Here is a 12,136-nt window from a genome sequence, read left to right as displayed (position 1 = left end):
GTAAGTCTATATTAATATCTATATTCCGATAAATCAAGTATGTTTTAAAAATATGTAATGGTCGAAATAAAGCTGACAATTAATATATTTTCTCAATTTAACATCTAAAAGTATGTTCTCCTTAAAAATCTTTAAATAAAAACAACCAAAGACCTCCCTTTTCATACCGATGGATTCTCTGGTTGTCAACTCAAAGCTATTATTCAATTAATCTTTCAAATGTTGAATCAGTGGAAAAGTAGTGAGATTAGCTGCTTTTACTATTAAAATTAGATTGTTCTCATTATTATTTATTTCCTGATTCCAGTCTCTTCCGCAATTTTTGTATATCGATCTGTTTCCTCTTTTACATCGTTTGTGAAATCATTAGAGTTTAAATAGGAAGGTGACAGCTTTATTTTTTCTAATTGCTTGATAAATTGTTCGTCATTTTCCATTTTTTGAACGGTTTGATTCCACTTTTCTACGATTTCATCAGGCGTATTAGCTGCAAACGACAAACCCGTCCACCATTTGACTGTTAAACCTTCGAAGCCTTCTTCTTTTACTGTCGGCACTTCTGGAAATAGAGGACTTCTCTCTTCCGATTGAACAGCAAGCAGTTTAATTTTACCTGCTTCTACAAGCGGAGCTAATTCCCCAACGGTATGAACCGCAAGAACGATATGTCCCCCTGCCACCTTTGCTGCAGAGTCTGATGCGCCCTCAGAGGAAACCATTGCCGTTTTCTTAAAATCTATATCTAGTGTATTAAGCCACTCAGCTACCCCGAAAGAGGAAAAACCAGCAGGACCAACACTTGCCCACGTTAACTCCGCGGGATTAGCCTTTACCCATTCTGAAAATTCCTTGAAATTTTCCCATTCCCCATCAGCCTTTACAGCATAGGCAAGTGTTCCTTCAGCAATTCTGGCTGCAAATTTGTTATCCTTGCTTGTGATTGTAGGATTTGTATTTCCTGCTTCATACATCGTTGTCGAGGAATTATTGTTAACTAATACTGTATATCCATCTGCCTTTGCCTCTTTTAACGCATATTGTGCACCGATGATTCCACCTCCGCCAGGTTTATTTGTCACAACAACTGGCTGATCCCACTCTTTGCTTACATAATCAGCAACAGCACGTGCTGCCAGATCAACACCGCCACCAGCTGCAAAAGGAACGACCAGTTCGATCTGCCTAGTAGGGTAGTCAATACTTTCACTGGATTTATCAGCCGTTGTTTTTGAATTTGCCCCGCATCCTGATAGAAATACTGTTGTTAAAAGGATACCGGCAAAGATCGATTGTAATTTTTTCATGATAAATATACCTCCTATTTATATCTTTATTATTAAGAGAATTCCATTTGTTCCCCTGTTTCTTGCATAATTCTATTTTTCGTTCTTTTCATTAAAAAGATTGAAAAAATTAAAAATACCACAGCAACTAATAGAATCGTTAATGAGATTGGTCTTTGTATAAAGATAAGTAGATTTCCTGAAGACATTTCCATTGATTGTAAAAAAGAGCTCTCTATTTTCGGTCCAAGGACAGAGCATAAAACAAATGGAATGATGGGCCATTGGTATTTATTGAATACATAACCAAAAACGCCAAAAATAATGGCAACAACTACATCAAACATACTATTTCTCACAGAATATGCACCAAGGATGCTAATTAATAGAATAATAGGAGCTAATATTCCAAAAGGAACCTCTGTCAGCTTAGCCCATAGCCCGACCAATGGCAGATTCAATACTAATAAAATGACATTCCCGATAAACATACTGGCAATAACTAGCCACACCATTTCACTATTCTGTTCAAACAGGATAGGTCCGGGTGTCAGTCCATAAATCATTAGAGCTGCTAATAGTACCGCTAATGGCGGTGATGCAGGTATTCCTAATGATAAAAGGGGAATAAACCCGCCTGAGCTTGTTGCATTATTAGCTGATTCCGGTCCTGCTACTCCTTCAATTGCTCCTTTCCCAAATTTTTCAGGATGCTTTGAGACTTTCTTTTCTAGATCATAGGATAAAAACGATGTAATCGTGGCTGAAATTCCTGGTAAAATGCCAAGGGAAAAACCAAGTAAACTTCCCCTTATAATCGGATATTTACTCGCATTAATGTCTTTTTTCGTTGGAAAAACCCCTTTAATCTTTACATGTTTCTTTGTACTGCGTTTTTCTTCTAGTCCTTTTAAGACTTCAGAGATAGCAAATAGACCAATAATCATACTAATCATTTCAAATCCGCCTGTTAGAAAGCTGAATCCATAATCGAATCTGGGCATACCGGTCGTGACGCCAATTCCAACTAAAGAGAATAGAAATCCAAATAACCCCATAATGAACGATTTTTTAAATGAGAAGCCTGTTAAATTAAACAGAACAAGCAATGCAATGAGCATTAAGGTAAAATATTCAGGCGGACCAAACTTTAAAGCTTGATCTGCTAAAATCGGAGCGAATAGAACAAGTCCTATTAATCCGATAATTCCAGCCACAAAAGACCCTATAGCAGCTATTCCAAGTGCAGCTCCAGCTCTTCCTTCCTTAGCAAGCGGATAACCATCCAACGTTGCAGGTACGGATGAAGATTCACCAGGAATATTCATTAAGATAGCTGTCGTTGATCCGCCATACATGGAGCCATAATAAATCCCGGCCATCATCATGAGTCCTTGAGCAGGATCAAGCATCGTTGTTACTGGTAATAAGACGGCAATGGCTGAAGTTGGACCTAATCCGGGAAGAACGCCAACCAGTGTCCCGAGTAATGAACCAATTAATACAATCAGCAAATTAGACGGAGTTATCACTTCACTAAGACCATTTAATAGATAAACAATTGATTCCACATAACTCCCTCCTTAAAGTGTAAAAATACCGATTGGTAACGGAGTTTTTAGCAAAATGATAAATAATAAATAAAAGACAGCTGTAATCACTCCTCCAATCAGGATCGAAATCAGCCAACGATAGTTTCCAATTAGTCTGATTAAGCTGACAGAGACTAGCAAAGTACTGATTACATAACCTACTGCTGCAATCAGAAAGCTATAGAGTAATAGGATGAAAATAGAGGCAATTAAGACTTTCCGCGTTTTTTGATTTACTAAATCAGCCTTTTTACGATCTGTTTTTCTTTCAAAAACTAAACTTATCCCAAACACCACTAGCAGAATACCAATTAATCCCGGGAAAACATGATCACCAATTAAAAGTCCCTGACCAAATGAATTCAATTTGCTAGCTTCATATAGCGATAATAAACCGAAGAGTATAGCAAAAAACCCGCCAATATTTTGTTCGTTCAAAACCTTACTTGTCATAGCTTACCTCCTTCCAATTCCTCCTTTAGAGTCTGCTCGACACTTTGTAAATGTTTCTCCATATATTCCTTTGCTTTGACCGAATCACGTTTCTTCATCATTTCAACGATCTGAGTATGCTCCTGCCAAGAGTCGTGTATTCGATCAGGAATTTTAGATGTCTCCTGCCTCACTTTATTAAAAAGGCCGGTTAAACTATTCATAATTCTGAATGCAATGGCATTATCTGATAGTTCTGCAATCTTTGTATGAAAAGTGTGATCTCTTTCGGACAATATACGATCATTCACCTTATTTTCGTTTAATAAAAGGACAGTCTCTTTTACAAACTGATAAAGCTCATCAATTTGGTTATCTGAAGCCCTTTCAACAGACCAGATGACTGCACTCGTTTCGATTAGTCTTCTTATTTCAAATAAATCAGCTAATTGATCACTTCTAATGAAATATTGATCAGTCAAATTTGCTAAATTATTCACTCCATCAGCAACAAAAGCTCCATGTCCTTGCTTTATCTCAATAAAACCAAGTGTCGAAAGAATTTTATAGGATTCTCGAATGGTATTTCGACTCACATTAAATGTTAGGGAGAGATCTCTCTCTGAGGGGAGCTTTTCCCCTGGCACTAGCTTTTGTTCTTGAATAAGTGCCTTTATTTCTTCTACGATTCTATTAGGTACGGTTGATCGATCAAACTTTAAATGTTCAAACATCGCATTTCCCTTTTTCAAAGGGATTTTCGATATGGAAACGTCTCGCTAAAAGACTTAGGTCCTTTACAACTTCAGAAGATAAGTTTATTCCCGAAGATAATTGTTTTTGATAGGATTTTTCCCTTCGTTCACCTGGATAGAAGATGGTATCTGTATCAACTTTTTTAGGAACTTCTTTTAATTCGATGAGCATATTTTTAACTAGACTTGTAAAATATTCATATGGCATGAATTTTTCGATATCAATGAGAATAAAGAAATGTCCGATGTTTGAATGTTGGTGATGATCATAATAAATGTTTTGGACATGCGGACCATATGAAGCCCCCGATAAAATACCAGTTAGGATTTCGATCGCTAGTGCCCAGCCATACCCCTTAACACCCCCTGAAGGAAGAATTGCCCCATTGATTGCTGCGGTTGGATCTTCTGTATCTAAGCCATTTTGATCGATTGCCCATCCCTTTGGTATGCTTTGCCCTTCCTTTGCTGCCTCAATGATTTTTCCTCTCGCTACTACACTTGCGGACATATCAATAATGACATTTGGCAAGTCTTTAACAGGAAAACCAAATCCGACTGGATTCGTGCCGAAAAAAGCTTTTTTACCTCCCCATGGCGGGATTCCTGACGGAGAGTTTGTCATGATGATGGACGCTAGCCCTTCATCACAAGCCATTTGACAATAATAGGATGCACACCCAAAATGATTGCTATTTCGTAATGCAACAGCTGCAATCCCTGTTTCTTTTGCAGTCTTTATTCCTTCTTTCAGCCCTGTATAGGCAACAACCTGACCCAATCCATGATCTCCATCTACAAGTAATGTCGATAAACCTGATTTTTCAATTTTGATAGAAGGAGCAGGATTTATTCTGCTCTCTTCCATTCGTTTCGAATAAATAGGTAACCTGCTGATACCATGGCTGCTAATTCCTTCAAGATCTGCTCTTACAAGAGAATCTGCAACAATTTCAGCATCCTCCGCTTTGACTCTTTGGCTTACTAAGATACTTTTTATATAGTTTTTTAATGTATCAGCTTGATAGAACGTCATAATATTATTTCCCCCTTCAAAACCTATAATGGAACGAGTGACAATGAATGTTTGCCTTGAAGGACATTTACAACCTCATCTGAAATAATCGCAGAAATTCTTTCTTGTGACTCATTCGTTAATCCAGCTATATGAGGAGTAATAGTAATCTTATGATTGTTTAATAAAGGATTGTCTAGTTTAATAGGTTCTACATCAAGCACATCCAAAAACGCGCCTGAAAGATGGCCAGCTTCCACAGATTTCAGCAAAGCTGCTTCGTCTATTATTCCTCCTCTTGATGTATTAATCACAATTGCGTTTTTCTTCATTAAATGGAATTCATCAGAACTGATTAATGATTTCGTGTCTTTTGTTAAGGGAGTATGAATACTTATAAAATCTCCCTGCTTTAGAACTTCATGAAATTCTGATTTAATAATTCCTGTTTCTACAAACGGGAATTCTTCATCCCTGACATATGGATCATATCCAATGACCGTCATTCCAAGGGCAATAGCTCTTTTCGCAAGTCTATGACCAATTTCCCCCGTTCCAATCAGCCCTAATGTTTTTCCATATACTTCATTACCTGTAAAAAGTGCCCGATTCCAATTTCCTTTGTTAACATCTTCACCTGCTTGAGATAAGGAACGAGAGGCTGTTAGAATCGCAGCCACCACATATTCAGCTACTGAAACAGAGTTTGCATGTCTAGCTGAAACCACTTTGACATCAAAGTTCTTCGCTGTAAGAAGATCAATATTATCCAGACCAACACCTAATCTGCCAATTACTTTTAAATTTTTTCCTGCTTTTATGACTTCTTTATTCACATTTGTTTGGTTTCGTACAATAAGTGCATCTGCTTCACTCATTTTCTGCAATAATTCCTGCTTGCTTTTCCATAAATCAGGGAGCAGCTCAACCTCCCCAATAGACTGTAATATTGAAATACCTGATGGATGCATCATTTCCGAAATAATTATTTTCAATACTGTTCACCTCGCTTAGGCGCTGCGATACAGCTTCGTAAGAACAAATTCTCTATGTCCAAGGCTTTCAGCAGCTGTTAATCTTCCATTTATCGTTCTAATTAACATATCGAGTAATAAATCTCCCGACTCTGTTAAGTTATATTCGCGTTTTAGCAGCCCTGTTACATCCACATCAATATGTTCACTCATTGTCTCAACTGTAATCGGATTAGCTGAGATTTTTATAACTGGTACGATTGGATTTCCGATAATATTTCCCTGTCCAGTAGGAAAAAAGTGAACAACTGCTCCCCCTGCTGCCATTAAGGTAATGCATTCAGCTGCTGCAGAAGATGTATCCATGAAATTCAAGCCTTGTTTAGTAGGTGCTACTGCTGGCTCCAAAGCATCTACAACTTGCTTTGAACCCGTTTTTTCAATATTTCCTAACGCTTTTTCTTCGATTGTTGTCAGCCCTCCTCTAATATTTCCTTCTGTCGGCTGACTCCCAAACAAATCAACACCTTTTGACGCGATTTCCTCAACATAATCGTTATAAATGCTATAAAACTTCCTTTTCACCTCATCTGACTCACAACGATCAGCAATTAAATGTTCCCCGCCTGTTAATTCAGAGGTTTCTCCAAAAATGACCGTACCGTTAGCATCAACTAATCGATCCACTACATTCCCAACTGTTGGGCAAGATCCCAAGCCTGTTGTTGTATCAGATTCACCGCATTTAATACTCACTAAAATTTCTGACAATTCAACTTCTTCACGTTGTAGTTCTGAAGCATATTGAACATATTTCTGTGCTAAACGTGATGCTTTTTCGATTGTTGCAAAATCTCCATGTCGTTCAATGGAAAACCCGGCAACAGGTTTTCCTGTCTTTTTGATTCCCTCGACGATTCTTTCTGTCCACTTCGGTTCAATTCCAATGACAATTACCGCTGCAACATTTGGATTTGAGCAATTTCCAATGATCGTTTTAAAGAACAGCTCCAGATCTGGACCGTACTGAAGGCGTCCATATGCATGCGGTATTGGTAATGTACCAGGTACAATTCTACCGACTGCTTCAGCCGCTGCATTAGAAATATCATCGACTGGCATGATGACGACATGATTGCGAACTCCTATTTTTCCATTCTCTCTTCGATAACCCCATAGTTTCTTTTCCATCTTTACCACCTCGCCGTTTTTAAATTATGAGTATGTACATAATTCCCTTGTTCAATTTGTTTTGTTGCGATGCCAATTTTTTCTTTGTATTCAATCACAAAATCGTCTTTCGAAATATCAACTAAAGCAATTTTATGACCTAAAGGGATAAAATCCTTAGAAACAGTCGTGATGATTGAATCATCCTCTAGATAAACGCCTTGTATTTCTTCCTCAGCATTGATATCTTCAATAGCTACACCTACCGAATCTCCAACATGATGCACTAAAAATTTATGTGCCAAGATCTTCCTCTCCTTTTTTACATTTCATTGACAACTCATTGGTCATACATCCTATGGTCCAACCAACGGAAACGAAAAGTATTTTTAGACAAAAAAGGCCCTGCAACGTTCAAAAAATTAATTGAACGTTACAAGGCCTTCAGTCGTCTGATCGTACCTTTATTAATCCGATTGGTTAACTATGAATAAATAGTAACGTGAGTACCCATTCCTTGTCAACAGTTTTCATTGAAAAAAATTTATATTTCTAAAAAACATATTGGTAAAGAGCAGATCTGTTTTAAATCGAAGATCCAAATCTCCTCAATGATGAACCTTCCACCTTGATAATCTTCCTTCAAGTTGAAGGAGCAGCGTATTCACAAGCATCCCCAAAGCAGATATCGTTAAGATTCCTGAATACATATAGGCTATTTGAAAGTTTTGCTGTGAGCTAATAATTAAATAGCCTAATCCGGCTTTTGCACCAATCATTTCAGCTGCAACTAATACTAAAATGGAGGAAGATGCCGCAAGCCGAATACCAACAAAGATAGTCGGAACAGCAGCTGGCAAGATCACTTTAAGAAAGAGCTTAACCGGTCTTAATGCCATAGATTTCGCTGACTTGATAAACAAAGGGTCTACATTACGAACAGCGCTTATCGTGCTGAGAAGAATTGGAAATGAGCATGCATAAATAACAACCGCTATTTTGGATGCTTCACCTATTCCAAGCAATAAGATAAAAACTGGCAGGATTGCCAACGCTGCGGTATTCCTGAAGGCTTCAAGTAAAGGATTCGCAAAATCTGAAAAGCGTTTAAACCATCCAATCGTTAAACCAAGCGGAATAGCAATAATAACCGCAATGCCAAAACCAATGATAGACCGGATGAAACTAGCTGTAATATGCTCTACCAATTGACCTGTAGCGACCAATTCCCACCAGCCAGTCAAAACAATTGATAATGGAGGAAAAAAAGCAACTTCAACTAGTCCAATCCTAGGTATAATCTCCCATAAAACAAACAATAAAATGATCGCAACCGATTTGGTAAAATAGTGAGCGGTTCCTGAAAGAAGCTTTTTAGGTATTGTTAATGCTTCTGTTTTTTTAGGTAAATGGATAATTTCTTCTGTACGAGCCATTTATGAAGCCCCCTTATCTTAAATGATTTGTTTTTCAAGCTTTTGTGCTTTATCTACTTCTGAATGCAATAATGACCAAATTCTTTGGCGATATGTTCCGAACTCAGGAAGGGACCGAATGTCTTGCTCTGATTGTAATGCATTCAAAGAAATATCGATGATTTCTTTAATTCTTCCTGGTCTTGATGTCATAACAGCTACACGCTGCCCTAAGTAAACAGCCTCATCGATTCCATGAGTGATAAACAAAATGGTTTTTCCTGTCTTTTTCCAAATACGCAATAATTCTGATTGTAATGTTTCACGTGTTTGAGCATCTAATGCAGCAAATGGTTCATCCATTAAAAGAACTTCTGGATTATACGCTAAACTTCGTGCAATGGCGATTCGTTGCTTCATTCCACCTGAAAGTTCATGAGGATACCGATCCTCAAATCCTTCTAAACCGACAAGTGCTATATATTCCTTTGCAATTCTAATCTGTTCGTTTTTTGAGTAGCCTTTTTCCTCTAAACCAAATGTCACATTTCCCAAAGCCGATAGCCAAGGAAAAAGGGCATATTGCTGAAATACTATTCCCCTATCAAGCGCAGGACCTGTTACCAGCTTTCCATCAAGTTTTATCGAGCCGGTTGTTGGAGTTGTTAATCCGCTTAGTAAATCCAACAACGTTGACTTTCCGCAGCCGCTCGGACCAACTAGCACCATAAATTCACCTGTTTTGATATCAAGATTTACATTTGAAACAGCTGTAAATTCCTCAGGAGTTGTTCCTTTTCCTCTTTTCACAGAAAATGTTTTTGTTACGTTTTCTATTTCAATTTTTACACTCATCACTAAATCAGACTCCTTTCATGTTTGATATAGCATATCTCCAGTTATTTGCTGTAAGGATTGTATTCATTTGTAAAAATATCATTTGGTGTAAGCTTACCTTTCTTTAAGAATCCATCATTCTCCAACCAGTCAATCCAAACTTGAAACTCTTTTTCCAAGATCTGCCCGCCTTCTGATTCAATTCCTACACTTTTCCAATAAGGGATTAATTCAGCATCTTCGTTCCGATTACGTTTCTCAATGATTGTCTTCATCCGTTCTCTTACCTCTTCAAAAGGTGTATTTCTAGCCCATTCAATGGCTTTTGCTGTACCTTCCACAAACTTAGCAACAGTATTTGGATTTTTCTTAATAAAATCATCCCTAAAAACCAGACTTCCGGCTGTAAAGGATCCAAATAAATCAGTGTCCTTAAATAATGGACGGATCCCTCCCCGTTCCAAGGCTTTATCTTGAAGCACTCCTCCAAGTGTTGTCGCATCTAGTTGACCTGAACGTAATGCCTGTTCACCACTGGCAGGGGGAATAACAACTAAGGAAACCTCATCAATTTCTTTTTCTGTTAATCCCTCTCTGCGTAAATACTCAATAATGGCAAATTCATGGTGGGCACCTAGCGTATTTACACCAATCTTTTTCCCAATAAGGTCTTTTGCTGTCTTAATCGGACTGTCTTCTAATACATAGTAACCATTAAAAGTTTGTTCATCAGACCCATAATAGCCAATGACGGAAGTAATGGGGGCGCCTGCTTCTTTTAACTTGATAATCGCTCCATTGAATGCTCCTCCGAAATCAATGCTATTACTAACAGTTGCTTGAATATTCTCCGGACCGCTTGTCGAGTTGCCCGTCCATTCAAGTTTTAAGGGATCTAAATAGCCTAAATCCTCTGCTAATTCCCAAAAGGTAACTTGCCCAGCTGAACCTGAATAACGTAATGTAGCGACCTCAAGCTTATTTTCACCAGTACCTTTATCCTTTTCTGCTGCAGTGCTGCTTGATTCAGCACTGCAGCCAAATAATACAAGTATTAATAAGAGTGTATATACACTTAATCCAGTAACTTTCATCAATGAATTCACAAGCTTATCTCCTCTCAATTTCAAAAATTGCAACTTATTATTGTTTAACCTATATGAATAGTCGGATTAAACTTATGAATGAATACTCTTTTCATAAACATTATGGATATGAAAAGATGAAAGCGGACGCTTTAGTCCGAGATGCTCTCTCAACGTATTTCCAGTATACTCTGTACGGAACAACCCGCGTTTTTGCAATTCAGGAATCACCAATTCAACAAAATCCTCCAAGCCTCCAGGCAGATATGGCGGCATAATGTTAAAACCATCAGCTGCTTCATTTTCAAACCATTCCTGCAATTGATCTGCTATTTGGACAGGAGTTCCTTTAATTTCTCTGTGTCCCCTTGCACCTGCTATGTGTTGATATAATTGACGAATCGTCAATTGTTCCCTGTCAGCTATATCCTTAAGTAGCTGGAACCGGCTTTTTCCGCCATTAATTTCTGAAATATTAGGCAAATCTGGAAGCGGTCCATCAACTGGATAGGATGATAGATCATAGCTTATTAGGGCAGATAACAATCCGACACCAGCCTTTTCCGGTATTAATTCTTTTAATAATGCCTGTTTTTCATTTGCTTCTTCCTCTGTGCGCCCCACAATCGGAAAAACCCCTGGCATGATTTTTAACTCATCGTGGGATCTCCCGTATTTTGCTAATCTCCCTTTTACATTTTTGTAAAACGTCTGAGCTTCCTCTAACGTTTGCCATGCAGTAAAAATGACTTCTGCAGTTTTCGCTGCTAGCTCTTTTCCCGCTTCAGAAGATCCAGCCTGAATAATCACTGGATGTCCTTGCACAGGTCTCGATACATTTAATGGTCCTTTTACAGAAAACCAATTTCCTTGATGATTGATTTCATGCACCTTGCTTGGATCTGCAAATCTGCCTGAATCTCTATCGATTAGCAGTGCATCGTCCTCCCAGCTGTCCCATAGCTTTTTCACGACATCAACGAATTCTTCTGCACGTTCATAACGGGATGCATGTTTAAGGTGTTCATTCTTATTAAAATTTAACGCTTCAGCATTTTGTGAGGATGTTACGACATTCCAAGCCGCACGTCCTCCGCTTAAATGGTCAAGTGAAGCAAATTTTCTGGCAACGTGAAAGGGTTCATTGTATGTTGTGGAAACTGTGGCTGTCAGCCCAATTTTACTTGTAACTGCTGATATAGCTGACAGTAATGTTAGTGGTTCAGGTCTAACTGTTACCGTATGCTCAATAGCTGACTCAAGCCGATCATTAATGGCATATCCGTCGGCAAAAAAGATCATATCAAACTTTCCTTTTTCTGCTGTTTCAGCAAGGCGTTTGTACAAATGGAATTGTTGGACATCTTCTGCGGCACTTTCCGGATGCCTCCAGGATGCCACATGATGACCAGGAATCATGAAAAATGCTCCAAGTTTCATTTGCCGTTTTGACTTACTCATCTATGACACTCTCCTCTAACATTTTCTTAAATTAACATATTAAAAAATAAAGGCCCTTCCAAATATGGAGGAGCCTTCGGTTGACCGATCAGCCTTAACGATCCTATTTACCTTTGA

Annotated in this window: 12 protein-coding genes; all 12 read right to left on the bottom strand. The window is 38.2% G+C overall.

Going from position 1 to position 12,136, the window contains the following annotated elements:
• Window positions 1-290: 290 nt before the first annotated feature.
• Window positions 291-1,304 carry a tripartite tricarboxylate transporter substrate binding protein gene (locus WQ54_RS21275; protein ID WP_046587070.1) on the bottom strand — a complete coding sequence of 338 codons (1,014 nt, stop codon included), beginning with the start codon at window positions 1,302-1,304 and terminating at the stop codon, window positions 291-293.
• A gap of 32 nt (window positions 1,305-1,336) precedes the next feature.
• Window positions 1,337-2,854, bottom strand: coding sequence for a tripartite tricarboxylate transporter permease (locus WQ54_RS21270; RefSeq protein ID WP_046587068.1), 1,518 nt, complete (start codon window positions 2,852-2,854; stop codon window positions 1,337-1,339).
• Between the two features lie 12 nt (window positions 2,855-2,866).
• Window positions 2,867-3,328, bottom strand: coding sequence for a tripartite tricarboxylate transporter TctB family protein (locus tag WQ54_RS21265; protein WP_046587066.1), 462 nt, complete (start codon window positions 3,326-3,328; stop codon window positions 2,867-2,869).
• Entirely contained in the window at window positions 3,325-4,041 is a 717-nt protein-coding gene (locus tag WQ54_RS21260) for a FadR/GntR family transcriptional regulator (RefSeq protein ID WP_046587064.1), read from the bottom strand. The genes WQ54_RS21265 and WQ54_RS21260 overlap by 4 nt, the downstream gene beginning before the upstream one ends.
• Entirely contained in the window at window positions 4,034-5,098 is a 1,065-nt protein-coding gene (locus tag WQ54_RS21255) for an Ldh family oxidoreductase (protein WP_046587063.1), read from the bottom strand. The genes WQ54_RS21260 and WQ54_RS21255 overlap by 8 nt, the downstream gene beginning before the upstream one ends.
• Before the next feature lie 23 nt (window positions 5,099-5,121).
• Window positions 5,122-6,072 (bottom strand): hydroxyacid dehydrogenase, encoded by a 951-nt coding sequence (locus WQ54_RS21250; RefSeq protein ID WP_046587062.1) that lies wholly within the window; start codon window positions 6,070-6,072, stop codon window positions 5,122-5,124.
• A 15-nt stretch (window positions 6,073-6,087) separates the two neighbouring features.
• The gene (locus WQ54_RS21245) at window positions 6,088-7,242 is read right to left on the bottom strand and encodes a UxaA family hydrolase (RefSeq protein ID WP_046587061.1); all 1,155 of its coding nucleotides are present in this window, start codon (window positions 7,240-7,242) and stop codon (window positions 6,088-6,090) included.
• Between the two features lie 2 nt (window positions 7,243-7,244).
• On the bottom strand, window positions 7,245-7,526 hold the full coding sequence (locus WQ54_RS21240) for a UxaA family hydrolase (RefSeq protein WP_052737894.1): 282 nt from the start codon (window positions 7,524-7,526) through the stop codon (window positions 7,245-7,247).
• A 303-nt stretch (window positions 7,527-7,829) separates the two neighbouring features.
• Complete coding sequence (locus WQ54_RS21235) at window positions 7,830-8,657, bottom strand: ABC transporter permease (RefSeq protein WP_046587058.1); 828 nt, start codon at window positions 8,655-8,657, stop codon at window positions 7,830-7,832.
• Between the two features lie 18 nt (window positions 8,658-8,675).
• The gene (locus WQ54_RS21230; protein WP_046587363.1) at window positions 8,676-9,491 is read right to left on the bottom strand and encodes an ABC transporter ATP-binding protein; all 816 of its coding nucleotides are present in this window, start codon (window positions 9,489-9,491) and stop codon (window positions 8,676-8,678) included.
• 44 nt (window positions 9,492-9,535) lie between these two features.
• Window positions 9,536-10,579: an ABC transporter substrate-binding protein gene (locus WQ54_RS21225; RefSeq protein ID WP_231597599.1), complete on the bottom strand. Its 1,044-nt coding sequence runs from the start codon at window positions 10,577-10,579 to the stop codon at window positions 9,536-9,538.
• 72 nt (window positions 10,580-10,651) lie between these two features.
• Window positions 10,652-12,019 carry an LLM class flavin-dependent oxidoreductase gene (locus tag WQ54_RS21220; protein ID WP_046587056.1) on the bottom strand — a complete coding sequence of 456 codons (1,368 nt, stop codon included), beginning with the start codon at window positions 12,017-12,019 and terminating at the stop codon, window positions 10,652-10,654.
• Window positions 12,020-12,136 lie beyond the last annotated feature (117 nt).

This window comes from Bacillus sp. SA1-12 (genome assembly GCF_000981385.1).
In the GTDB taxonomy this organism is placed as follows: Bacteria; Bacillota; Bacilli; order Bacillales; family Bacillaceae; genus Metabacillus.
The sequence above is the reverse complement of the archived record's forward strand: the minus strand, read 5'-3'. Positions and strand labels throughout refer to the sequence as shown.

Excerpts from the sequence above, each read along its gene's own strand:
- WQ54_RS21275 (WP_046587070.1), bottom strand. The coding sequence starts at position 1,304 with ATGAAAAAATTACAATCGATCTTTGCCGGTATCCTTTTAACAACAGTA.
- WQ54_RS21260 (WP_046587064.1), bottom strand. The coding sequence starts at position 4,041 with ATGTTTGAACATTTAAAGTTTGATCGATCAACCGTACCTAATAGAATC.
- WQ54_RS21265 (WP_046587066.1), bottom strand. The coding sequence starts at position 3,328 with ATGACAAGTAAGGTTTTGAACGAACAAAATATTGGCGGGTTTTTTGCT.
- WQ54_RS21245 (WP_046587061.1), bottom strand. The coding sequence starts at position 7,242 with ATGGAAAAGAAACTATGGGGTTATCGAAGAGAGAATGGAAAAATAGGA.
- WQ54_RS21255 (WP_046587063.1), bottom strand. The coding sequence starts at position 5,098 with ATGACGTTCTATCAAGCTGATACATTAAAAAACTATATAAAAAGTATC.
- WQ54_RS21230 (WP_046587363.1), bottom strand. The coding sequence starts at position 9,491 with ATGAGTGTAAAAATTGAAATAGAAAACGTAACAAAAACATTTTCTGTG.
- WQ54_RS21220 (WP_046587056.1), bottom strand. The coding sequence starts at position 12,019 with ATGAGTAAGTCAAAACGGCAAATGAAACTTGGAGCATTTTTCATGATT.
- WQ54_RS21235 (WP_046587058.1), bottom strand. The coding sequence starts at position 8,657 with ATGGCTCGTACAGAAGAAATTATCCATTTACCTAAAAAAACAGAAGCA.